A 21,892-nucleotide genomic window follows, 5' to 3' on the forward strand; every position below is an offset into this window, starting at 1 on the left:
GATTTATCAGTCTGGACTGCTCAACCAATTGTTAGTAAATGGCGTGAGGAGGTCGTAGATGGAGAGAGGGCGCCCCACAGGACTGTTCGTCGGGCTGTGCACCCTGGACGTCATCCAGCTCGTGGACCACGCACCCGGCGCGAACGAGAAACTCACGGCTCTGGAGCAGGTGGTCGCCGCGGGCGGCCCGGCCGCGAACGCCGCCGTGACCTTCGCCCACCTGGGCGGCACCCCGCGACTCCTGACCGCAATCGGCGCCCACCCATGGGGAGTTGGGGTGGTGGCCGACCTGGCCGCGCTGGGTGTGACCGTCTCCGACCTGGCCGCCGACTCGCCCGACCCGCCCGCCGTCTCCTCCGTCCTGGTGACCGCGTCCACCGGCGAGCGCGCCGTCGCCTCGACCAACGCGACGGCACACCGGCTCACCCCGCCCGACGATCTCGACGCACTGGTGACGGACTGCGACCTCGTCGAGCTCGACGGCCACCACATGGACCTGGCCCTGGCCGCCGCCCGCTCCGCGCGTGCCCTCGGCCGCAACACCCTTTTCGACGGCGGCAGTTGGAAGCCCGGCACCCAGGACCTGCTGCCGTTCATCGATGTGGCCGTCTGCTCGGCCGACTTCCACCCGCCCGGCACCACCACCCCGGCGGACACGCTGCGCTTCCTGCGGGAACACGGCGTGACCTGGGCAGCGGTGAGCCGGGGAGCGGACCCCGTCGTCTGGACGGGCCCGGACAGTGAGGGCACGGTCGACGTGCCGTCGGTGAAGGTGGCGGACACGGTGGGCGCGGGTGACGTGCTGCACGGGGCGCTCGCCCACCACCTCGCGGGAAGCCGCCCGACCCCGGAGTCCTTCGCCGGGGCACTCCGTGCGGCGGCCGCGGTGGCCTCCCGGGCCTGCGCCTCCTTCGGCACACGGGCCTGGATGGGGGAGGGGCCGCCTGGCCCGACGCGTCCGGCCTGAGAAGATCGTCAGGACCGCACGTGTCGTCGGACCGTGCCACACAGGGGTGGGGAACATGATCGTCGCAGTGCTGCTCGGTGTCCTGGTGCTCGTCGCCGGAGGGTGTGCGTGTGTGGTGTGGGCCGAGCGCGGCGGGCCCCGGTGGGCCCGTGTCGTGGCGACCGTGACCCTCATCGCGGGCGAACTCGTGCGCGCTTCCGGCAAGAAGCGGCGCCGGGGCCTGAACCCGGGCAGCCAGGGCGGCGAGTAGCACCGCGGGGCCGCCGCGACACGGGCCGAACCGGTCGGGGAACTTGCCCGGACGGAACCCGTTTCCGGACCCCAACGTGCCTAGACTGAGCCGTCGTTGATCGTTTCACCGGACGGTCTCAGGAGGACCACATGCCCCGCACTCCGTCTCGACGCACCGCTCTGCGCGGCCTGGTCGCAGGCTCAGCCGTGGTGATCGGCTTCGACCCCTTCACCCGGAGCTGGGCGGTGACCGACTCCGGCCGGCCGCTCAACAACATTCCCCGGCTGGACGGGACGCTGCTCACCGACGACGCCTCCCTCGGCGCCGACGCCGACGACTTCGGACACATCGTGCACCGGCGTCCGGCCGCCGTGCTGCGCCCCGGTTCCGTGCGGGACGTCGTCGCGATGGTGCGGTTCTGCAACCAGCACAGACTTTCCCTGGCCCCCCGCGGACAGGGCCACGGCACCAACGGCCAGGCACAGGTCGAGGGCGGCCTGATCATCGAGACCGGCCCGCTCTCCGCCATCGGCCACGTACGGAAGGGGAGTTCACAGGTCACGGTCGGCGCGGGCGCCAAATGGAGCGACGTCGCCAAGGCGGCCATCGCCCACGGCCTCACCCCGCCCGTCTTCACCGACTACCTCGAACTCTCCGTCGGCGGCACCCTGTCCGTCGGCGGCCTGGGCGGCCAGAGCCACCAGCGGGGTGCCCAGGTCGACAACGTCGTGGAACTCGAAGTCGTCACCGGGGCAGGGGAGTTGCTCCGCTGCTCCCCGACCCGCCACGCCGACCTCTTCCACGCCGTGCTCGCCGGACTCGGCCAGTGCGCGGTGATCGTCGGCGCCACCCTGCGCCTGGTCCCGGCCCCGGAGACCGTACGGCACTACCTCCTGCCGTACGGCGACCTCCAGACCTTCCTCGAAGACCAGCAACTCCTCGCCACCCAGGGGCGTTTCGCCTACCTCGAGGGCCAGGTCAGCGCCGACACCGCCGGTGCCTTCAACCAGTTCGCCATCGAGGCCGTCGCCTACGGGCCGCCGGTGGGGGACACCCCCGACGACACCGCCCTGCTGCGGGGCCTGCGCTACGAGGCGTCCGGCGCGCAGATCACCGACCTCGCCTACTACGACTTCCTCGACCGGCTCGCCCCCTCCGTCGCCGCCCTGAAGGAAGCGGGCCTGTGGGCCTACGCGCACCCCTGGCTCAACCTGGTCCTGCCCGGCCGCAGCACCGCCGACGTGGCCGGCACCCTCCTGGACGCGCTCACCCCGGCCGACCTCGGACCCGGCGTCGTCCTCCTCTACCCCCTGCTGCGCGAACACCTCCACGCCCCGCTGCTGCGCATGCCCGACGACCCGGTGCCCTACCTGTTCGCCGTCCTGCGGACCACCCCGCCCGAGGACACCGCGACCGTACGACGCCTGCTGAACGCCAACCGGTCGGCGTACGAGAAGGTCCAGGCGGTCGGCGGCACGCAGTACCCGGTCGGGTCCGTACCGTTCCAACACGCCGACTGGAAGCGGCACTTCGGGCCGGTCTGGAAGCGGTTCGCCGAGGCCAGGAAGACCTACGACCCGAAGGGGATCCTGGTGCCGGGGCAGGGCATCTTCTGATCGCCGCCGGTCTCCTCCGGCCGGGTCCCGGGCGGGCGGTGAGCGCTACTGCAGTGCGTGGACCGCGGCGGAGAACAGCGGGGGCATTCGGGATGCCGCCGGGACGATCAGGCGGGCGGTGCCAGGACGGTGGCTCGCGGTCAGCAGGGCACCGGTCAGCAACCGGTGACGTCGGGTCAGCCGGGTCCAGGCGCGCTCGTATGCGTCCGGGCGGTCCGCCACCAGGCAGCGGACGGCTGCCCCGGCCGTCGCCAGCGCGAGGGCGATGCCCTCGCCGGTGAGGGCGTCCAGGTAGCCCGCGGCGTCGCCGACCAGCAGGACACGGCCGGCGGTTCTGCGCCGCACCCGTTGCCGCAGCGGGCCGGCGCCGCGTACCTCCGTCGCGGTCGGGCCGCCCAGGCATGCCGTGAGGGCCGGGAAGTCGGCGAGGTGGGCGTCGTAGCCACGGCGGTTGCGGCTGAGGACCGCGACGCCGACCAGGTCGTCGTCGACCGGTGTCACATAGGCCTCGCCGTGCCGGGACCAGTGGACCTCGACGAAGTCCGTCCACGGCGCGACGCGGTAGTGGCGGCGCAGTCCGTAGCGGCCGTGGGGGCGGCCGGGCAGCTCCAGGCCCAGCCCGCGCCGCAGCGGGGAGTGCAGGCCGTCGGCGGCGATCAGCCAGCGGGCCGTGGTTCCGGCGGCGGTGACCGTGTCCGCGCTCTGGCGTACCTCGCCGACCTTGCCCTGAAGCATGCGCACGCCGAGACCGAGAGCGCGCCGGTGCAGGGCGGAGTGCAGTGCCGTACGGCGGATGCCCAGCCCGTTGCCGTCGCGGAAGGACGCCTCGGCGCGGGTGGTGCCGTCCACGTAGCGGATGCCGCGCAGTTCGCGGCCGGTGACCTCGACGCCCAGCGTTCGCAGCGCGGCGACTCCACCGGGCATGACTCCTTCTCCGCAGGCCTTGTCCACGGGTGAGGTCCGGGGTTCGACGACGACGGCCTCCAGGCCGGCGAGCGCGGCGTGGATGGCGGCGGCCAGTCCGGCGGGCCCGCCCCCGGCCACGAGTACGTCGATCACGCCGGAGCGGCCGTGGTCGGCATGGACGCTGCGGCCAGGGCCTCGTTCTCGCAGCGGATGCGCACGGTGAGCAGGGCGGCGTTGAGCACCGTGAACGCGGTTGCGGTGACCCATGCGGTGTGGACGAGCGGCAGGGCCACGCCCTCGGCGACGACGGCCACGTAGTTCGGATGCCGCAGCCACCGCCACCGGTAGGGGCCGCTCGTCACCAGCGGCAGGCCGGGTACGACGATCACCTGGGTGTTCCAGCGGGGTCCCAGAGCATGGATGCACCACCACCGCAGCGCCTGCGCGCCCGCCAGCACGGCCAGCATCGGCCACGCCAGAGCGGGTACGAAGGGCCGGTCCGCCAGCCAGACCTCGGCCGGGCAGGCGACCAGCAGACCGGTGTGGAGGGCGACCATCGCCGGGTAATGGCCCCGCCCGGCGACAGTCGCGCCGCGGGCGGTGCTCCAGCGTTCGTTGCGGCGGGCGACGACGAGTTCGGCGACGCGCTCGGCGGCGACGGCGGCCACCAGCAGTCCGTACCAGATCATGTGTCCCTGAGTCCTTCGTGTCCTTCGTGTCTTCGAGGCCGGAACTACCAGCGCAGCAGGACGAGTTCGCAGGCGAAGCCGGGTCCCATGGCCAGCAGCACTCCCGGGGTGCCCGGCGGCGGGCGGTGTTCGGCGAGGGTGTCGCGCAGTACGTGGAGCACCGACGACGAGGACAGGTTGCCGACGTCGGCGAGATGACGCCAGGTCACGTCCAGTGCGCCGTCGGGCAGGTTGAGGGCCTCGGTGACGGCCCGAAGGACCTTGGGGCCGCCGGGGTGGCACACCCAGGCGGTCACGTCCTTCTGCTTGATCCCGTGGTCGCCGAGGAACCCCTCGACGTCGTCGGCGAGATAGCTGCGTACGACATCGGGGACCCGCGGGTCGAGGACGATCCGGAAGCCGGTGTCCTTGATGTCCCAGCCCATGACGCGCCCGGTGTCCGGGTACAGGTGGCTGCGGGTGTCCACGATCGTCGGGCCGGCGGTCTCGTCCGGGCGCCGCGGACGGTTCGCGCCGCAGGCCACGACCGCGGCGGCGCCGTCGCCGAACAGTCCGGTGGCGACCAGGTTGGCCATGGAGGCGTCGTCGCGCTGGAAGGTGAGCGAGCACAGCTCGACCGAGAGCAGCACCGCCACGTCGTCGGGCCGGCCCAGCAGGTAGTCGTGCACCCGGGACAGGCCGGCGGCGCCGCCGGCACAGCCCAGGCCGAACAGAGGGAGCCGGGTGACGTCCGGTCGCAGGCCGAGACGGCCGACCAGCCGGGCGTCGATGGAAGGGATGGCGATGCCGGTGACGGAGGTGAAGACCAGCAGGTCCACGTCGGCCGGGGACAGACCGGCCAGGTGCAGTGCGTCCCGGACGGCCTTGGCGCCGAGGTCGGTGGCGGCGGTGACGTAGACGTCGTTCGCGGCGCCGAATCCGTCGAGTTCTCCGTACCGTTCGAGCGGCAGTGTCATGTGACGCGAGTGGACCTCCGCGCTGCGGTGCAGCCGGTCCAGGACCCGGCGGTCCGCGCCCTGCGGCAGGCAGGTGCGGGCCACTATGTCGGTGATCTCGGACTGGCTTCGGCGGTGCGGTGCGAGAGCACCGTGAACGGCGGCGATCCGCGTCATGTGGTTCCGTCCGGTCGGCGACTGGAGTGAGTCGCTCCCCAGCACTTCCCCGGACCGGGACTTCGTCACCATGGATCGCCCGTACGGCCGTCCGCCCGGCGGAGCGTGTGCGGCAGCCGGGTGCGGCCCGGGCGCCTACGATCGGCCGGGTGGGCACTCCCGAGCACTCGACGACCGGCGGCCCCGGGGTGAGTTGGGCCGACCGGGTGGCCGGCCTGGCCGGGTCGTGTCACCCCGGGCCCGTCGTGGCGGTCACCGCCCTGACGGCCGCTCTCGCCGTGACGGCCGGTCAGGGCGCCGCGCGGTGTGTCCTGACGGCTGCCGCCGTGCTGACCGGGCAGCTGTCCGTCGGCTGGTGCAACGACGCCTTCGACGCGCGCCGGGACATCGCCGCCGGCCGCCGCGGCAAACCCGTCGTCGACGGCACGGTCGGTGTGACGGAGGTGTGGGTGGCCGCGTGCGCCGCGCTGGCGCTCTGCGTGCCGCTGTCGTTCGCGTGCGGCCTGTGGGCGGGCGTCGTTCACCTGGCCGCGGTGGCGGCGGCGTGGGCGTACGACCTGCGGCTCAAGGCGACGGCATGGTCCTGGGCGCCGTACGCGGTGGGCTTCGCCGCGCTCCCGGCGTTCGTGGCGCTGGGACTGCCGGGACAGCCGTGGCCGGCCTGGTGGGTCGTCACCGCCGGTGCGTTGCTGGGGGTCGGCGCCCATCTGGGCGATGTGCTGCCGGACATCCGCGGGGATCTGGCCATCGGCGTACGGGGCTGGCCGCAACGGCTGGGCCCGGACGGCGCGCGGCTGCTGCTGCCGGTGCCGCTGGTGGCCGCGTCCGTGGTGCTGGCACTCGGGCCCGCCGGACCACCCGGCCGGTGGGGAGTGGCGGCGCTGGCATTGGCCGGCCTGGTCGCGGTGGCGGGGACGGTGCTGGGACGCCGCCGGGAGCGGGCGGCGTTCGCGGCGGCGGTCGTCGTGGCGGTGGTGGACGTGGCCCTGCTGCTGGTGCGCGGCACCGGGATCGCCTGACCGCGGAACCCCCGGGCGGGGAGAAGACGTTGCGCCTCGACGGGCAACGCCCTCGTCACGCCGGGGGCTTCGGCCCGGTCCCGTGTCCTGTGGTGTCTCGGGCCAGGGCACTCGGCCACCACGCCCGGGGGCCGATGTCGATCACGAGGGCGGGCACCAGGAGCGAACGGACCACGAACGTGTCCAGGAGGACGCCGAAGGCCACGATGAACGCGATCTGGACCAGGAAGGCGAGCGGGATGACCATCAGGGCCGCGAACGTCGCGGCGAGCACCACACCTGCCGAGGTGATCACTCCTCCGGTGGTGGTCAGCCCGCGCAGTACGCCTCGCCGTGTGCCGAGTACGAGGGCCTCCTCCCGGACCCGGGACATCAGGAAGATGTTGTAGTCGACGCCGAGTGCCACCAGGAACACGAACCCGTACAGCGGCACCGAGGCATCCGTGCCGCTGAAGCCGAGAACGTGCTGGAAGACGAGCGCCGACACCCCGAGCGTCGCCAGGAAGTTGAGCCCGACGGTGGCCACCAGCAGCAGCGGCACCAGCAGCGAGCGCAGCAGGAGCATCAGGATCAGCAGGATGATGCCGAGCACGATGGGCACGATGACGGTGCGGTCGCGGGCCGCGGTCCGCTGGGTGTCGTACTGCTGTGCCGTGTACCCGCCGACCAGGGCGTCGGCCCCGGCCACGGCGTGCAGGTTCGTGCGCAGCCGGGCGACGGTCCCCTTGGCGGCGTCGCTGTCGGCCGCGGCTTCCAGGACGGCGTCGATCCGCACCCGGCCGCCGACGACGAGCGGTGTACCGGCGCCGGGCCGCCCCGAGGCGGAGACGGCGCCGACCGACGCCACCCCCTTGGTGTTCCTGGCCGCTGTCGTCACCTGAGCGGCCCGGTCGGCGTCGGCGATGATCACGGCGGGGTTGCCGGATCCGCCGGGGAAGTGCTGCCCGAGCGTCTTCTGAGCGGCGACCGAGGGCGCATCGTTCACGAAGATCTCGTCGAGGGGGACGCCCTTGGCGGACAGCGAGGGCGAGAAGGCCGCGAAGACCGCCAGGACGAGCGCGGTCACCACCCAGGTCCGCCGCGGTCGCGCGTCCACGGCCGCGCCGATCCGCCCCCACACACCGTGCCCTTCCACGGACGCGTCCGACGCCTTCGGCAGGGAAGGCCAGAAGGCGGTGCGGCCCAGCAGCGCCAGTACGGCCGGCAGGAAGGTGAGTGCGGAGAGCATGGCGCACGCGATGCCGATGGCGCCGACCGGGCCGAGAGCGCGGTTGTTCGTGAGGTCGCTGGCGAGAAGGGCCAGCAGGCCGAGCGCCACGGTCGCGGCGCTCGCCGTGATCGCGCCGAACGAGCGCCGTACAGCGGCCACCGCGGCGGCCGTCCGGTTCTCGCGCACGGCGAGTTCCTCACGGAAGCGGGCGGTCAGCAGGAGCGCGTAGTCGGTGGCGGCGCCGATCACGAGGATGGACAGAATGCCCTGGATCTGCCCGTCGACCCGGACGATGCCCCGGTCCGCGAGCGCGTAGACGACGGCGCAGGCCACCCCCAGAGCGAACACCGCTCCGAGGATGATCAGGAACGGCAGCAGGACGCTCCGGTAGACGAGCAGCAGGATCACCAGCACGGCGCCGAGCGCCACCGCCAACAGCAGTCCGTCGATGCCCCCGAAGGCGTCGGCCAGGTCTGCCTGGCTCGCCGCCGGGCCCGCGATCTGCGCGGTGGCCGCCGGGACGCCCCGGACCGCCTCGCGCACCGTGCCGAGGACATCCGGGAGGTTCTCTCCGAGGTCGGACCTCAGCTGGACGACGGACTGCATGGCCTGTCCGTCCTCGGAGAGGAGGGCGGGGGAGGGGCGGCCGACCACGCCCGGCTCTCCGGCGAGTGTGCCGACCGCGCGGGTGGCGGCGGTCTGCTGGGCCTTGGTGATCCGGTCGCCGTGCGCCGTCCAGATCACGATGGCCGGCAGGGTCTCGGACTGGTCGAACGCCTCCCGGGCCTTGAGCACCTTGGTCGACTCCGCGCTCTGCGGCAGAAACGCGGCCTGGTCGTTGGTGGCCACCTCGCCCAGTTTCCCGGCGTAGGGACCGAGGGTCGCGCCCGCGCCCAGCCACACGAAGAGCAGGACGAGCGGTACGAGCCACCGGGCCCGGCGCTGTGTGGTTCCCATGGAAGTCCTCAGGCTGCTGCGGAATTAAGTCAATCATCAAGTATCTCAATGATTGAGAGAACATATACTGGGGCCATGCCCGTCAACAACTCCTCGTCGCCCCTGCCCGGGGACGATCCGACGGGACTGCAGTCCTTCGCTGTGCTCCTGCGCGGAATGAACGCCGAGTTCAATCGCATCGCCCACAGGTTCGCCCAGGCCCAGGGGCTGCACCTCACCGACGTGCTGGCTCTGATCGCGATCCTCGACGACGACACCTACGAGGGGCCCATGACGCCCGGCCGACTGCGCGAGCGGCTCAGCCTCACGTCCGGTGCGGTGACCGCGTGCATCGACCGCCTGGAGAAGGCGGGGCACATCCAGCGCGTCCGAGCGGTCGACGACCGCCGTGTGGTGCACCTGCGCTACGCGGCGGCGGGCCGGCGCGTAGCCGCTGAGTACTTCCGGCCGCTGGCCCACGGCACCGCGGCCGCATGCGAGCGCTTCACCACCGACGAACTGGCGGTCGTCGTCCGCTTCCTCGCCGAGATGAACCGGGAACTCGCCCACCTGAGCCGCTGAACGGCTTGAATCCTCTGACACAGGGTCCACTCGCCTGCTTGAGTGTGAGGCTCACTGGGGACGTGACGACAGGGGGAGTTCACGGCATGGCGAATGATGCCCACGGGGGACCGGAAGCGGAATCGGAACCGGAAGAAGCGGCACGTGGACAGCAGGTCCTCGACCTCCTGAACAAGGCGATCGACCTCCAGAGCCCGCTGGTGCGCAAGAACATCGCCCGCGCCCGGCAGCGGAACGCCGAGGCGACACCCGCGCAGGTGATCCGCAGTCTTGAGCGGATGTACGTCAGTGCCCTGAGCGGCACGGGTGCCGCCGTGGGAGCGACCGCCGCCGCGCCCGGCGTCGGCACGGGAGTCGCCCTGGCGCTGTCGGCGGGCGAGGTGTTCTCGTCACTCGAACTCAGCGCCCTCTTCGCGCTGTCCATCGCAGAGGTCCACGGAGTCCCCATCGACGAGATCGAGCGCCGCCGGACGATCGTGATGGGGATCATGCTCGGCGGGTCCGGTTCCGCCACCGTCACCAAAGTCGCGGAGCGTACGGGGCAGCACTGGGGGCGCCAGGTGGTAGCCAAGGTCCCGATCGAGACGCTGCGTCAGATCAACAAGGTCCTGGGCAAGAACTTCATCACGAAGTACGGGACCAAGCAGGGCATCATCGTGCTCGGCCGCGTGGCACCGTTCGGGATCGGCGCGGTGATCGGCGGTGGCGCCAATGCCGCCATCGGCGCACTGAGTGTCAGGGCCAGCCGGCGCGCGTTCGGCCCGCCTCCGTCGGCGTGGCCGGAGTTGACGCACGGCACGCCGTGGACGTCGTAGAACGCGCGTGACTGACCCTCGATGACCTAATGGCCCGCACCTTGCGAGCGAGCGGGCCCTAGTGCGCCTCCTCGTGCCGCCGTCGTGCCGGAGCGGCTCCTCCGGACGCCGTGGTGCCGCGTGCGGCGGCGGTGCGGGCCGGGCCGTCGGGGATGGTGAAGGCGAAGAGGGCGGTGGCCGCGGCGAGGGCGGCCAGGGCCACGTACGCGTGCTGGTAGGCGGTGATCGGGGGATGGGCCGCGGCTGTCGACGGGGTGCTCAGGACCAGGGCCGTGGTCACCGCCGCCGGGGCGAAGGCGCCACCGGTCTGGCGTACGACCGTGTTGAGCATGGAGGCCTGGGCCAGGTCCTTGCGGGAGACGGTCGCCAGCGAGGCCACCGTGGTCGGCATGAACACCCCGCCCATGCCGACGCCGAGCAGGAACATGTAGGCGCGGAACGTCCACAGGCCCGTGTCCTGGTCGCAGGTGGCGAAGAGCAGCAGGACCCCGCTCACCATGGCCAGACCGCAGCCGATGATGATCCGGGGGCCGACCCTGGAGTAGAGGATCCCGGCGACCTGGACGGTCAGCAGTACACCGAACGCCTCGGGGAAGGTGCTGGTGCCCGACTCCAACGCCGAACGGCCCTGCCCCTGTTGGAGGAAGAGCGGCCCGAGGTACATCGCGCCGAGGATCGGCACCAGGCCCACCAGGTTGATCAGGTTGGTGTCCCGGAAGAGCCGGTCCGCGAAGAGCTGGAGCTTCAACAGGGGCTCGGAGACCCGGAGTTCGAAGGCGATGGCGGCGGCGAGCAGCACCGCGCCCAGCGCGAGGGCGGTGACGACGGAGGGCGAGGACCAGCCGCGGTTCGGGCCCTCGCAGACTCCGAACATCACCGCGCCCAGAGCCGCCGCGCTCAACAGCAGCCCGGTCAGGTCGAAACGGCCGGGCCGGTGCCCGCGGTGCTCGGCCAGGAACAGTGCCCCGAACACCACGGCGGGCAGGCCGAGCGGCAGGTTGACGTAGAACACCCAACGCCAGGACAGGTTGTCCACCAGCAGGCCGCCGAGGATGGGCGCGGCGGCCGGGGCTATCTGCTGCGGGATGATCATGTACCGCGAAATCCGCACCTGCTCCCAGGAGTTGAAGGTGCTGAAGAGCAGCGAGGTCGCGGCAGGGAAGAGCAGTCCGGCGGACAGGCCCTGCACCGCGCGGGCGGCGACGAGCTGGCCGAGGTCGGCCGCCGCGCCGCACAGCAGCGACGAGCCGAGGAAGGCGCCGAGGGCGGTGAGCAGGACCCGCTTGGCGCCGAAGCGTTCGACCAGCCAGGCGGAGGCGGGGATCGCCATCGCCAGGCAGACCGGGTAGACGACGACCACCCCGTCCAGGGCGGCCGTCGTCAGCCCGAACTGGCGGGCGATCGACGGGAGCGCCACGGTCGTGATCGCCCCGTCGACGATCGCGATGAACGTCACGCAGACGCACATGACGGGGACCACCAACCGCTGGCTGGGGCGGAGGCGTTGGAGAGCTGGGAGACGTCCGGGACTCTGAAGGTCTCGGGGGGTTCGAGAGCGACGGCGGAGGGCGAGGGGGACGGGACGGCGTCGGAACGGCAGCACATGCTGAGCATACTCACTATGTGAGTGCTCATTGGTCCCGGCCGGGCTCGTACAATCGGCCCTCACCACGGAACGGGGAACGCCATGGCAGTGCACGGCAGCAGCGACATCCTGGTCGACGAGCTCTACGAGACGACGCACCAGCTACGGCAGTTCGTCGAGACCCGGCTGCGCGCGAACGGCGCCTCGGTCGCCCGGCTGCGCGCCCTGCGGATGCTCGCCCGGGCCGAACAGCCGCTCCGTATGCGGGACTTGAGCGAGATGACCGGTGTCGCGGCGCGGACCGCGACCAGCATCGTCGACAGCCTCGAACGCGACGGTCTGGTGGAGCGCGTACGCCATCCCCACGACCGCCGCGCGTTCCTGCTCCGCCTCACCGACAAGGGCCGCGACTGCCACCGCGAGGCCGAGGAGGTCGACGGCCTCGCCCTCGCGGAGGCGACGGCGGAGCTGGACACCGAGGACCGCGCCCAGCTCCGGACCCTGCTGGCGCGCATCCGGAAGGCGACGGCCTGAGAACCGCGCCCGCCGGTGGCGTCACACGGGGAACCGGGTTTCCTACACCGGCGAGTGCCCCTCCAGGTAGGTCTGCACGACCGCCGGCAGCCCGGCCGCGATGGCGTCGGCGAACGGCGCCCAGCGGAGTTGCCCCGCCGTGAGCTGGGCCTCCCCCGACGGGTCCGCGCTCAGCAGATGACACACGACGGCCGATCGCCCCGCCGTCCCCGACTCCAGCAGACTGGACCCGTCCACGAGGAACCCGGTGAGTTCGTACACCGCCCGCGCTGCGGTGGCCTGCTCGGTCTCGGCGTCCTCGGGGACCCCGGACGGCAGTCCCCAGCCGCCCTGCCCTTCCACCAGCAGCACATGCCCGTCATTCACGACGACCGCATCCACCACGTCCCCGCCGACCTGCTCCAACGCCATGTTCCGACCGTCCTTTCGTGCATGGCGCGACCGTTCGTCCGGCCGCGTCCGAGCCGGTCTCCTACCCGAGGTGGGGCGGTTCACGCGGTCCGGAGCCACTGTGACCTGCTGGGGGTCCCGTCCCGGCTAGCCGGCGGTCCCGTTGCGCAGCGCCACGAGCCGCGCCATCTGCTCGCCCATGCCACGGGTGCCGGTCAGCGGGGTGAGGGCGTGTGGCCACACGGAGTGGACGAGACCGACGTGGCGGGCGCCGCCGAGGGCGATCACGGGGTCGAGGCGGACGATGTTCCGCAACGTGGCCTGTTCCAGGAGGAGTTGGGAGGTCACCGACTCCTTCGTGCCGTGCGGGGTGTCGTACGGCTCGACGACGTCGTCGAGGTCGAGTAGGCCGTAGCGCGCGGAGAGGATCAGCAGCCGGTCGGGGCGTAGCGCCTCGGCCGCCGCGCGGCACGCCCGGTGGTACGAGCCGGTGTACAGGTCCGCCGCCCGTGCGGGGTGGTCCAGTTTGCGGCTGCCGCACGGGATGACGACGAGTTCCGGCTTGTAGTAGGCGAGTTGGTCGTTCGGGGTCATGCCTGGCTGTCCTGTTCTGGGTCCCAGGGAGGCGTGCCTGTGCCTGGAGAACCGCGGTTCGTCGAACAGTCAGCATGCCTCGGTGACCGGTGCCGGTGCCACGACCGGTTTCCTCGCTGCTGAGAGGTCGTGCCTCCCAGCGGGTCCCTCACCGATCAGGTGGGTCGGCCGCCGAACTGCCAGGGGTGCACTTCGACGTCGGCGTACCGGTCCCGGGTCAGTACCGCGCCCGCCGTCTCCGGATCAGGCGCCCGCAGCAGTGCGGCCGTGCCGAGCCAGGTGTCGCCGTCGTCGGACAACAGGGGTCCGTACGCGATGAGTTGGTCCCGGCCGGACGGCAACGTGAGGTCGACGGCCTGCCCGGTGCCGAGGCCGAGGACCAGGTACCGGTTGCCGCCGGTCCTGCCGCCGGGGAAGTCCCACATGGTGCGGCCCAGGGTGTTGCGCCAGCGCCGCAGCAGTACGTCGCGGTAGACACCGGCCTGGTAGTTCGGCTCGTCGAAGGCGAACGCGCGGGCGGCGCCCGGATCGGGGAGGTCGAGGATGTGCACGCTTCCGGTGGCGGTGTCTCCGTCGGCGGCGAGCGTCGGGCCCCGGGCGATCATCTCCTTCGCGTACCCGTCCATGTAGGACCAGTGCTCTTCGATCAGTTCGTCGCGCAGGGCGAGGGAGCCGGGCCGGTCGCGGTGGTAGCAGAGGAACTCCATGCGCAGAGGATCCCTCGCCAGGTGTTGTCGGGGCGAGTGGATTCTCCGGCGACCGGACCTCCGATCGGGCCGCAGGGGGGCGCGGTCCGATCGGAGGCACCGGTCAGGGTGTGGCCTGACCGGAGGCAGATGGCGAATCTGCCCCCGACGCGGCCGGACGCGCAGGTCAGGGACGCACGGCCGCCACCAATATGCACCCGAACTCGTCCACGCCCAGCATGTCGGAGGGCTGGAAGAGGTCCGGCAGGTTGGTCTGGCCGAGGGCCTCGTGGCGGTCCGCGCCCTCGACCGGCCGCGACAGCTCCTGGAAGGTCCGCTGCTGCGTGTGCTCCGTGATGTCGAGCAGCCCCCGCAGCCGCAGCCCCGAACGGTGCAGCATCGCCACATAGCCGTCGACGTCCGCCAGGGTCACCATGAAGTTGCGGCAGAACTTGTCGATGGACGGGTGCCGCGGGACCTTCCGCGGAGCGCGCTCGAAGACATCCGTCAGGACGAGCCGGCCACCGGGGCGCAGCACGCGGGCCACCTCGGTGAGGACCGTCTCCCGGTCGGGCATGTGGATGATGGACTCGAGCGCCATCACCGCGTCGAACGACGCGTCCTCGAAGGGGAGTTGCATCGCGTCTGCGCGCTGGAAGACGGCACGGTCCGCGCGGCCGGCCTCCTCGGCGAGCCGGTTCGCGGTCTTCACCTGCTCCTCGCTGATGCTGATGCCGGTGAGCCTGGCACCGGTGCTCTCCACGACCCGCAGGCCAGGACCGCCCACCCCGCAGCCGACGTCCAGGACATGGTCCGTCTCGTCGACCAGCAGCCGCTCGATGAGCACATCGGTGAGCCGGTCCACAGCCTCCTCCAGCGTGGCCTTGGAGTCGGGCGTGTCCCAGAAGCCGATGTGGATGTTCGGGTTGAACGTGCCGTCGCGCAGCGCGGTCAGCGTCAGCCGGTCGTACAGCTTGCCGACGGCTTCCGGCACGGGGAGGGTCTGGGCGGAGTCGGTCATGGCAACGGCCTTTCGGTTCAACGGGTGCGATGGGCGGTCGAGTCGGACGAGCTGGAAAGGAGGGCCGGGCGCCTCACGCGACCGGTTCGGGGCGGGCGGCGAAGGACCGCAGCGGGTTGAGGGCGTCCTCGCCGATCCGGGCGCGCAGTTCCGGCGCGGTGACACCGAGCCCGCGTTCGGGGGCGAGACACAGCACGCCGACCTTGCCGATGTGCTGGTTGAGCTGGACCAGGCGGGTCGCCTCCCCGACCTCGGACAGCGGGAAGAGGGACGACAACGTCGGTACGACACCGCCCTGTTCGAAGAGACGCGCGCACTCCACCTGTTCCTGGAGGTTGGCGACATGGCTGCCGATGACGCGCTTCAGCCGCATCCACAGATAGCGGTTGTCGAACTGGTGGATGTACCCGGTGCTCGACCCGCACGTGACCACCGTCCCGCCGCGCCGCACGATGAACACCGAGATCCCGAAGGTCGACCGGCCCACATGCTCGAAGACGATGTCGGGATCCGCCCCCACGGCGGCCCGCACCCGCCGGCCGAGCCGCTTCCCGGCCGCCGCGACCTGCGCGGGGTCGTCACCGGTGTCGTCCCCGATGCCGATGTCCTCCCGGTTGACGACCACATCGCAGCCCAGCCTGCGGGCGGCCTCCGCCTTCTCCTCCGAGCCGACCACACCGACGGCGATCCCGCCACCGTTCTTCACCAACTGGGCCGCGTACGCGCCGAGTCCACCGGACGCGCCCCAGATCAGCACGACATCGCCCTGCTTCATCCGGGCACCGCGGTCACTCACCAGCATCCGGTACGCCGTCCCCGCGCACGCCGGGATCGTCGCCGCTTCCTCCCACGTCAAGTGGGCCGGTTTGGGGATGAGTTGGCTCGCCCGCGCCACCGAATAGTGCGCCAGGCCGCCGTAGTTGGTCTCGTACCCCCACGCGAGCTGATGCTCGCCGAGCATGCCGTCGGCCTGGCTGATCGGCTCCTGGTCGTCCACGTACGCGGCGTTGACCATGACGTGGTCGCCGATGCGCCAGTGCCGGACCCCTGTGCCGACCCGTACGACGACACCGGCCGCGTCGGAACCCAGGACGTGGAAGGGCTGGTCGTGCCGGGCCGCCCAGCCGCCCTCGCGGCCGTAGGAACGCAGGAAGCGGAACGTGGACAGCGGCTCGAACTTGGCCGACCAGACGGTGTTGTAGTTCACCGAGCTGGCCATCACGGCGACCAGCACCTCGTCGGGCGCCAGCTCGGGCACCGGCACCTCACCGACGTGCAGCGTGTGCCGCACGTCCTTGTCGGCGTCCTCCGCGTGGTCGGCGAAGGCACCCTCGTCCTCGACACGCAGATGGGCGGCGGTGAAGTGGCTTGGCAGCGGCGTGCGTTCGAGCTCATCGGGCGACGCCCCGGACATCACCGCATCGGACAACGACATCTCAACTCACCTCTGTTCGGGGACTGCGGAAGGGGACACAGCGGGGCGCCGTACACACGGCCACCGGTCCGTCGTCATGCGAAGGACCAGTGGTGGTCCTGCCGGAAGGCGTACGTCGGCAACGGCACGCGCCGCGCGCCCAGCCCGGCGTACACCCCGGCCCAGTCGAGTCTGACCCCCGCCACGAACGCCTCACCCAACTGCCGCACAAAGGAGTCGGGTTCACCATCGGATGCGGGGATCGCGGGCAGGTGGATCAGGCCGGACGTCGAGGCGGTCGGCGGAGTCTCCGCGGCAGGACCGCGACCGGCGTCGAGCCCGTCGAGCGCCGCCTCCCAGCTGCAGGTTCTCCTCAGATACGCGGCGGCCCACCGACCCGGTCCGCCCTCCCCGACGTACGCCGCGGGACGCACGCCGCACATCCGCCACAGCCGGGCAAGGACCAAGGACAACCCGAACGACACGACAGGGGACGGGACTTCACCGCTCGGCGGTGCATCCCCGCCGCCGAGCCGCTCGGCGAGCGACCCCGGCAGATACGGACTCAATGCCTCGTCGACCTCCGCGACCGCCTTCGCGAACACCGGCCATGCCCAGGGGAGTCGAGCCCGGGAAGGCAGGTCGCCGGGTAGCCCCGAGCAGACCAGCAGGGTCTTCGCCGTACGCGCACGCCCCGACACGAGCCCGGGGCCGTCCTGCTCGCCGTCCGCCAACGCCCGTAACCCTGAAAGGAGTTGTTTACGATCGGCACCGAACACGGCCGCACGGTGGGTGAAGGCGCTCCGCGTGACCGCCAAGGAGTACGCGATGTCGAGGTCGGTCTCCGGCTGCTCCTCCACATGGAGCAGCAGCTTGCGGGCCTGTCCCCGCAACGCCGCCGGGTCCTTCGCGGACAGGATCCAGGGCACCGCAGGCACATCCCGCTCAGGGGAGGTCGAGTCGCGGGACCAGGCCGGTCGTGCGGGCTGTTCCAGGATCACGTGGCCGTTCGTCCCGCCCGCGCCGAGCGCGGTCACGGCCGCGCGCCTGGGCCGGTCGGACTCGGGCCACGGCACCCCCGCCGACACCGCACGCAACGTCCCCTGCGAACGCTCCACCGTCTCCAGCGGCGGCTCGCAGTTGAGGGTGGCGGGGACAGTGCCGTGGGCGAGGGCGAGGACCGACTTCATGACGCCGGCCATACCCGAAGCCGACTGCGTGTGACCGAAGTTGGACTTCACCGACCCGAAGAGCAGCGGGCGGTCCGCGTCCCGTTCGCGGCCGTAGACGCGGAGCATCGCCTCGGCCTCCATCACGTCCCCGAGCGGCGTCCCGGTGCCGTGCGCCTCGACGAAGTCCACGTCCGCGGCCATGAGCCGCGCATCGGCCAACGCCCTTTCCATCACCCGCTGTTGACCGGGTCCGTTGGGTACGGCGAGGCCGTTGCTGGTGCCGTTCTGGCCGACCGCGGACCCGCGCACGACCGCGAGCACGGGGTGGCCGTGGCGCTCGGCGTCGGAGAGGCGTTCCAGGAGGAGGACCCCGACCCCCTCGGCCCAGTTCCCGCCGTCGGCCTTCGCGGAGAACGGTTTCGTACGGCCGTCCCGGGCCAGGGCGCTGAGCCGGCTGTGCTCCAGGAACACATCCGGTACGGCGATCACGGTGACGCCGGCCGCCAGGGTGAGCGAGCACTCGCCGGTGAGGAGGGCCTGCCGGGCCAGGTGCAGTGCGGACAGGGACGACGAGCAGGCGGTGTCCACGGTCAGCGCCGGGCCGTGCAGCCCCAGGAAGTACGAGATACGGCCGGACGCGGCGCTGGGCAGCGTGCCCACGGCCAGATAGTCCGTGCCCTCCTCGGGGCGCTCCCGGCCTGCGTCGGTCCCGGCGTACCCCTGCGGGGTCAGGCCCACGAACACACCCGTCGCCGAACCGCCGAGCGACAACGGGTCGATGCCCGCGCTCTCCACGGCCTCCCACGCCGTCTGCAGGAGCAGGCGCTGCTGCGGATCCGTACCGGCGGACTCGTCCGGCGTGTAGCCGAAGAACGCGGCGTCGAAGGCGCTCGCGTCCGTGAGGAACCCGCCCTCCCGCACACAGCACCGGCCCGGCACCCCGGGTTCCGGGTCGTAGAGCCCGTCGACGTCCCAGCCGCGGTCGGTGGGGAACGGCGTCAGACAGTCCCGCCCCTCCGCCAGCGCCTGCCACAGAGCGTCCGGCGTGTCGATACCGCCGGGCCAACGGCACCCCATGCCGATCACGGCGACCGCGTCCCGCCCGCTCGCGGTCGCGCCCCCGTTCTCCAACTCGGCGACGCGGTCGGTGAGTTCACGCACCCGCCGACGCTCCTCCTGGAGACCGACGGTCGCCTTGCGCAGATACTCGCGGAGCCTGACCTCGCTCTGCGCGGCCTCGGTCATGACGACTCCTCGGAGCTGTCGTTGTCGATGAGCGCGAACAACTCGTCGTCGGTCGCGTCGTCCAGCCCCGTCCCGTCGTCGACGGGCGTCGTCCCGAACTGTTCCTGGTGCACGTCGGCCAGGTGCTCCGCGAGCAGCTGCGGGGTCGGGTAGTCGAAGGCCACGCTGACCGGCAGGGCGAACTCCAGCGCGGCCACCAGCCGTTTGCGCAGCGTGACGGCCGTCAGCGACTCGAAGCCCAGCTCCTGGAACGGCCGGTCGACGAGGATCGGCTCCACCGAGTCGTGCCCGAGCGCGACCGCCGCATGGGTACGCACGAGATCCAACATCTCCTCGGCCACTTCCGCGCGAGAGAGCCCGGCCAGCCGCTCCCGGAACTCCGCGACGGGGTCGTGCAGGGGCACGTCCGGGGAGGGAGCCGGGCCGCCGCTTGAGCGCAGGGGAGTCGGGCTCGACTCCAGCCAGTAGTGGTGGTGTTGGAAGGGGTAGGTCGGGAGGGGAATCGTGCGTCCGGCGGTCGTCCAGGTGGGAGTGGTGCCGGTGGTGTGGGCGTGGGCGAGCGCGGTGGTGAAGTGGGCCGGGGCGTTGCGGCGGAGGGAGTGAAGTGCGGTGAGGGGCACGCCGGTCGCCTCTGCCGTCTCTTCGATGGCCGGGATGAGGACGGGGTGCGGGCTCGCTTCGATGATGGTGTGGTGACCGGTGGTCGTGAGGTGAGACAGTGCCTGGTGGAAGCGGACCGGCCGGCGGAGGTTGAAGTACCAGTAGTCCGCGTCCAGTTCGGGGCCTTGGACCGGTTCACCGGTGACGGTGGAGACCATCGGGAGGGCCGCCGGCCGCGGACGGATGTCGGCGAGCGTGGCGGTGATGTGGTCGTGGTGGGCGTCGACTTGGGGTGAGTGGGAGGCGTAGTCCACGTTGACTCGTCGTACGCGCACGCCCAACGGCGCCCATTCAGCGGTGAGTTGATCCAGGGCCGTGGGTGTGCCGCTGATGACCGTGGTGGTGGGGGAGTTGTGGGCGGCGATGGTGATGTGGTCGCCCGCGTGGTCCGTCACCCAGTCGGCGCTCGCGCTGACGGTGGCCATGCCGCCGTGGCCGGAGAGGTGGCGCATGGCGGTCGAGCGGACGGTGACGATGCGTGCGGCGTCGGCCAGGGAGAGGATGCCAGCGATGTGTGCGGCGGCGATCTCACCTTGCGAGTGGCCGATGACGGCGGCGGGTTGGACGCCGTAGGACATCCAGAGGCGGGCGAGGCTGGTCATCATCGCGAAGAGGGCGGGTTGGACCATGTCCACCCGCTCCAGCCAGGCCTCGTCTTCTCCGGTGAGTGTGTCGATGAGGGACCAGCCGGTGAGCGGGTCGAGGGCGGTGGCGCAGGCGTCCAGAGCTTCGCGGAAGACCGGGCTGCTCGCGTACAGGCCGTGGGCCATGTGCGCCCACTGGGAGCCCTGCCCGGGGAACACGAACACCGGTCCGCGTCGCGCCGGGCTGACGGGTCCTGTGCTCGTGACGACGTGGGGTGCGGGGCGTCCCTCGGCGAGTGCGCGGAGTCCGCTGATCGCACCCTCGCGGTCTTCCGCGACGACGACGGCTCGGTGCGGCAGGAGCGCCCGGGTGGTGACCAACGCGTGGGCGACGTCGGTGAGTTGAAGGGTGGGTTGGGCGTCCAGGTGGTCGGCGAGTCGTTTTCCGTATGCGGCCAGTGCTGCCGCGCTGCCCGCCGACACCACCAACGGCACCTCGCCCGTGGGTGGTTGGGGTTCCTCGTCGAGGGTGGGGGAGTCCGGTTGCTCAAGGATCACGTGGGCGTTCGTGCCGCTGATGCCGAAGGACGAGACCCCGGCGCGTCGGGGGCGGTCGGTGTCGGGCCAGGGGTGGGCCTTGTCGAGGAGGCGTATGTTGCCCTCGCTCCAGTCGACTTGGGTCGTGGGCTCGGAGAGGTTGAGGCTGCGGGGGAGGACGCCCTCGCGCATCGCCCAGATCATCTTGATGATGCCCGCCATGCCTGCGGCGGCCTGCGTGTGCCCGATGTTGGTCTTCACCGAGCCGAGCCACAACGGGCGTTCCGCCGGCCGCTGTTGGCCGTAGGTGGCGAGGAGTGCCTGTGCCTCGATGGGGTCGCCCAGGCGGGTGCCGGTGCCGTGTGCCTCGACGATGTCCACGTCGGCCGTGGTGAGGTGCGCGTTCTCCAACGCCTGCTGGATGAGGCGGGCTTGGCTGCGGCCGTTGGGTGCGGTGAGGCCGTTGGAGGCGCCGTCCTGGTTGATGGCTGAGCCTCGGACGACGGCAAGGACGGGGTGTCCGTGGCGGCGTGCGTCGGAGAGGCGTTCGACCAGCAGGGTCCCGACGCCCTCGCTCCAGGACGAGCCGTCGGCCGCGTCGTCGAAGGCCTTGATGCGGGCGTCGGGTGCCAGGCCGCGCTGCCGGGAGAACTCGATGAACGACTCCACCGTCGACATCACGGTCGAGCCGCCCGCCACGGCGAGGTCGCATTCGCCGTTGCGGAGCGACTGCATGGCGAGGTGCAGGGAGACGAGGGAGGACGAGCAGGCGGTGTCGATCGTCAGCGCCGGACCCTCCAGGCCGTAGACGTACGCCAACCGCCCGGACGCGATGCTGCCCGCGCTGCCCGCGCCGATCATGCCCTCGAAGCCTTCGGGGGCCGGGGTGAGCCGGGTTCCGTGGTCGTGGGAGAGGACGCCGATGAAGACGCCGGTTTTGCTGCCGCCCAGGCCGTGCGGGTCGAGGCCCGCGCGTTCGAACGTCTCCCAGGTGACCTCCAGGAGCAGCCGCTGCTGGGGGTCCATGGAGAGCGCCTCGCGGGGCGGGATGCCGAAGAGCCCCGCGTCGAAACCGCCGGCGTCCTGGAGGAAGCCGCCCTCCTTGACGTACATCTTGCCGACGCTGTCGGGGTCGGGGTCGTACAGCTCGTCGATGTCCCAGCCGCGGTCGGCGGGCATCGCCGAGATCAGGTCGCGCTCCTCGACGACCGCCCGCCACAGGTCCTCGGGCGAGTCGATGCCGCCGGGGAAGCGGCACGCCGCCGACACGATCGCGATCGGCTCCTGGCGGCCGGACTCCAGCTCCAGGAGCCGGGCGCGGGCGCGGTGCAGATCGGCCGTCACCCGCTTCAAGTACTCGATGACCCGCGTGTCCTCCACGGAACG

At 71.7% G+C, this 21,892-nt stretch carries 18 protein-coding genes and 1 pseudogene; 7 read left to right on the forward strand and 12 right to left on the reverse strand.

The window, feature by feature from the left end:
* The first annotated feature begins 58 nt into the window (after nucleotides 1-58).
* The 3 genes from OHT77_RS43130 (at nucleotide 59) to OHT77_RS43140 (ending at nucleotide 2,815) form a co-directional block, all read left to right on the forward strand.
* Nucleotides 59-967 (forward strand): PfkB family carbohydrate kinase, encoded by a 909-nt coding sequence (locus OHT77_RS43130; RefSeq protein ID WP_328833830.1) that lies wholly within the window; start codon nucleotides 59-61, stop codon nucleotides 965-967.
* Nucleotides 968-1,022: 55 nt separating this feature from the next.
* On the forward strand, nucleotides 1,023-1,217 hold the full coding sequence (locus tag OHT77_RS43135) for a hypothetical protein (RefSeq protein WP_328833831.1): 195 nt from the start codon (nucleotides 1,023-1,025) through the stop codon (nucleotides 1,215-1,217).
* Between the two features lie 131 nt (nucleotides 1,218-1,348).
* Complete coding sequence (locus tag OHT77_RS43140; protein WP_328833832.1) at nucleotides 1,349-2,815, forward strand: FAD-binding protein; 1,467 nt, start codon at nucleotides 1,349-1,351, stop codon at nucleotides 2,813-2,815.
* A gap of 45 nt (nucleotides 2,816-2,860) precedes the next feature.
* Here OHT77_RS43140 and OHT77_RS43145 read toward each other — a convergent pair whose 3' ends face one another.
* Genes OHT77_RS43145 through OHT77_RS43155 form a run of 3 tightly spaced genes read right to left on the reverse strand, consistent with a single transcriptional unit; the run spans nucleotide 2,861 to nucleotide 5,522 of the window.
* Nucleotides 2,861-3,874, reverse strand: a complete 1,014-nt coding sequence (locus tag OHT77_RS43145) for an NAD(P)/FAD-dependent oxidoreductase (RefSeq protein WP_328833833.1) — start codon at nucleotides 3,872-3,874, stop codon at nucleotides 2,861-2,863.
* Entirely contained in the window at nucleotides 3,871-4,410 is a 540-nt protein-coding gene (locus tag OHT77_RS43150) for an isoprenylcysteine carboxyl methyltransferase family protein (RefSeq protein ID WP_328833834.1), read from the reverse strand. The genes OHT77_RS43145 and OHT77_RS43150 overlap by 4 nt, the downstream gene beginning before the upstream one ends.
* A 44-nt stretch (nucleotides 4,411-4,454) precedes the next feature.
* Nucleotides 4,455-5,522 carry a type III polyketide synthase gene (locus OHT77_RS43155; RefSeq protein WP_328834495.1) on the reverse strand — a complete coding sequence of 356 codons (1,068 nt, stop codon included), beginning with the start codon at nucleotides 5,520-5,522 and terminating at the stop codon, nucleotides 4,455-4,457.
* 149 nt (nucleotides 5,523-5,671) lie between these two features.
* Here OHT77_RS43155 and OHT77_RS43160 point away from each other — a divergent pair, with 149 nt between their 5' ends.
* Complete coding sequence (locus OHT77_RS43160) at nucleotides 5,672-6,541, forward strand: UbiA family prenyltransferase (protein WP_328833835.1); 870 nt, start codon at nucleotides 5,672-5,674, stop codon at nucleotides 6,539-6,541.
* Between the two features lie 55 nt (nucleotides 6,542-6,596).
* On the opposite strand, the gene OHT77_RS43165 is transcribed toward OHT77_RS43160, so the two are convergent.
* Nucleotides 6,597-8,708, reverse strand: coding sequence for an MMPL family transporter (locus OHT77_RS43165; RefSeq protein ID WP_328833836.1), 2,112 nt, complete (start codon nucleotides 8,706-8,708; stop codon nucleotides 6,597-6,599).
* Nucleotides 8,709-8,783: 75 nt separating this feature from the next.
* Here OHT77_RS43165 and OHT77_RS43170 point away from each other — a divergent pair, with 75 nt between their 5' ends.
* Together OHT77_RS43170 and OHT77_RS43175 are read left to right on the forward strand one after the other, a co-directional pair.
* Nucleotides 8,784-9,269: a MarR family winged helix-turn-helix transcriptional regulator gene (locus OHT77_RS43170; protein ID WP_328833837.1), complete on the forward strand. Its 486-nt coding sequence runs from the start codon at nucleotides 8,784-8,786 to the stop codon at nucleotides 9,267-9,269.
* Nucleotides 9,270-9,355: 86 nt separating this feature from the next.
* Nucleotides 9,356-10,084 (forward strand): hypothetical protein, encoded by a 729-nt coding sequence (locus OHT77_RS43175; RefSeq protein WP_328833838.1) that lies wholly within the window; start codon nucleotides 9,356-9,358, stop codon nucleotides 10,082-10,084.
* A gap of 58 nt (nucleotides 10,085-10,142) precedes the next feature.
* Here OHT77_RS43175 and OHT77_RS43180 read toward each other — a convergent pair whose 3' ends face one another.
* On the reverse strand, nucleotides 10,143-11,552 hold the full coding sequence (locus OHT77_RS43180) for a DHA2 family efflux MFS transporter permease subunit (protein WP_328834496.1): 1,410 nt from the start codon (nucleotides 11,550-11,552) through the stop codon (nucleotides 10,143-10,145).
* Between the two features lie 219 nt (nucleotides 11,553-11,771).
* Between OHT77_RS43180 and OHT77_RS43185 the strand changes: the two genes are divergently transcribed.
* Complete coding sequence (locus tag OHT77_RS43185; protein ID WP_266775292.1) at nucleotides 11,772-12,203, forward strand: MarR family winged helix-turn-helix transcriptional regulator; 432 nt, start codon at nucleotides 11,772-11,774, stop codon at nucleotides 12,201-12,203.
* Nucleotides 12,204-12,245: 42 nt separating this feature from the next.
* On the opposite strand, the gene OHT77_RS43190 is transcribed toward OHT77_RS43185, so the two are convergent.
* The 7 genes and pseudogenes from OHT77_RS43190 to OHT77_RS43220 form a co-directional block, all read right to left on the reverse strand.
* Nucleotides 12,246-12,614 carry an NUDIX hydrolase gene (locus OHT77_RS43190; protein WP_328833839.1) on the reverse strand — a complete coding sequence of 123 codons (369 nt, stop codon included), beginning with the start codon at nucleotides 12,612-12,614 and terminating at the stop codon, nucleotides 12,246-12,248.
* 126 nt (nucleotides 12,615-12,740) lie between these two features.
* On the reverse strand, nucleotides 12,741-13,187 hold the full coding sequence (locus OHT77_RS43195; protein WP_328833840.1) for a DUF6884 domain-containing protein: 447 nt from the start codon (nucleotides 13,185-13,187) through the stop codon (nucleotides 12,741-12,743).
* Nucleotides 13,188-13,342: 155 nt separating this feature from the next.
* Nucleotides 13,343-13,894 carry a YciI family protein gene (locus OHT77_RS43200; RefSeq protein WP_328833841.1) on the reverse strand — a complete coding sequence of 184 codons (552 nt, stop codon included), beginning with the start codon at nucleotides 13,892-13,894 and terminating at the stop codon, nucleotides 13,343-13,345.
* A 166-nt stretch (nucleotides 13,895-14,060) separates the two neighbouring features.
* Nucleotides 14,061-14,894: a methyltransferase domain-containing protein gene (locus OHT77_RS43205; RefSeq protein ID WP_328833842.1), complete on the reverse strand. Its 834-nt coding sequence runs from the start codon at nucleotides 14,892-14,894 to the stop codon at nucleotides 14,061-14,063.
* A 73-nt stretch (nucleotides 14,895-14,967) separates the two neighbouring features.
* Nucleotides 14,968-16,329: a crotonyl-CoA carboxylase/reductase gene (ccrA, locus tag OHT77_RS43210; protein ID WP_328833843.1), complete on the reverse strand. Its 1,362-nt coding sequence runs from the start codon at nucleotides 16,327-16,329 to the stop codon at nucleotides 14,968-14,970.
* A gap of 74 nt (nucleotides 16,330-16,403) precedes the next feature.
* Nucleotides 16,404-18,725 (reverse strand): type I polyketide synthase, encoded by a 2,322-nt coding sequence (locus OHT77_RS43215; RefSeq protein WP_328833844.1) that lies wholly within the window; start codon nucleotides 18,723-18,725, stop codon nucleotides 16,404-16,406.
* Nucleotides 18,722-21,862 (reverse strand): annotated as a pseudogene (locus OHT77_RS43220) (type I polyketide synthase); the annotation flags it as partial. The pseudogene OHT77_RS43220 and the gene OHT77_RS43215, both read right to left, overlap by 4 nt.
* Nucleotides 21,863-21,892 lie beyond the last annotated feature (30 nt).

The organism is Streptomyces sp. NBC_00252, from assembly GCF_036187565.1.
Taxonomy (GTDB): Bacteria; Actinomycetota; Actinomycetes; order Streptomycetales; family Streptomycetaceae; genus Streptomyces.

Bases quoted from the DNA above. Each gene is read 5' to 3' on its own strand.
- OHT77_RS43155 (WP_328834495.1), bottom strand. From the start codon at position 5,522: ATGACGCGGATCGCCGCCGTTCACGGTGCTCTCGCACCGCACCGCCGA.
- ccrA (WP_328833843.1), bottom strand. From the start codon at position 16,329: ATGTCGTTGTCCGATGCGGTGATGTCCGGGGCGTCGCCCGATGAGCTC.
- OHT77_RS43150 (WP_328833834.1), bottom strand. From the start codon at position 4,410: ATGATCTGGTACGGACTGCTGGTGGCCGCCGTCGCCGCCGAGCGCGTC.
- OHT77_RS43190 (WP_328833839.1), bottom strand. From the start codon at position 12,614: ATGGCGTTGGAGCAGGTCGGCGGGGACGTGGTGGATGCGGTCGTCGTG.
- OHT77_RS43195 (WP_328833840.1), bottom strand. From the start codon at position 13,187: ATGACCCCGAACGACCAACTCGCCTACTACAAGCCGGAACTCGTCGTC.
- OHT77_RS43170 (WP_328833837.1), top strand. From the start codon at position 8,784: ATGCCCGTCAACAACTCCTCGTCGCCCCTGCCCGGGGACGATCCGACG.
- OHT77_RS43140 (WP_328833832.1), top strand. From the start codon at position 1,349: ATGCCCCGCACTCCGTCTCGACGCACCGCTCTGCGCGGCCTGGTCGCA.
- OHT77_RS43135 (WP_328833831.1), top strand. From the start codon at position 1,023: ATGATCGTCGCAGTGCTGCTCGGTGTCCTGGTGCTCGTCGCCGGAGGG.
- OHT77_RS43130 (WP_328833830.1), top strand. From the start codon at position 59: ATGGAGAGAGGGCGCCCCACAGGACTGTTCGTCGGGCTGTGCACCCTG.
- OHT77_RS43185 (WP_266775292.1), top strand. From the start codon at position 11,772: ATGGCAGTGCACGGCAGCAGCGACATCCTGGTCGACGAGCTCTACGAG.
- OHT77_RS43165 (WP_328833836.1), bottom strand. From the start codon at position 8,708: ATGGGAACCACACAGCGCCGGGCCCGGTGGCTCGTACCGCTCGTCCTG.
- OHT77_RS43180 (WP_328834496.1), bottom strand. From the start codon at position 11,552: ATGTGCGTCTGCGTGACGTTCATCGCGATCGTCGACGGGGCGATCACG.
- OHT77_RS43205 (WP_328833842.1), bottom strand. From the start codon at position 14,894: ATGACCGACTCCGCCCAGACCCTCCCCGTGCCGGAAGCCGTCGGCAAG.
- OHT77_RS43200 (WP_328833841.1), bottom strand. From the start codon at position 13,894: ATGGAGTTCCTCTGCTACCACCGCGACCGGCCCGGCTCCCTCGCCCTG.
- OHT77_RS43175 (WP_328833838.1), top strand. From the start codon at position 9,356: ATGGCGAATGATGCCCACGGGGGACCGGAAGCGGAATCGGAACCGGAA.
- OHT77_RS43215 (WP_328833844.1), bottom strand. From the start codon at position 18,725: ATGACCGAGGCCGCGCAGAGCGAGGTCAGGCTCCGCGAGTATCTGCGC.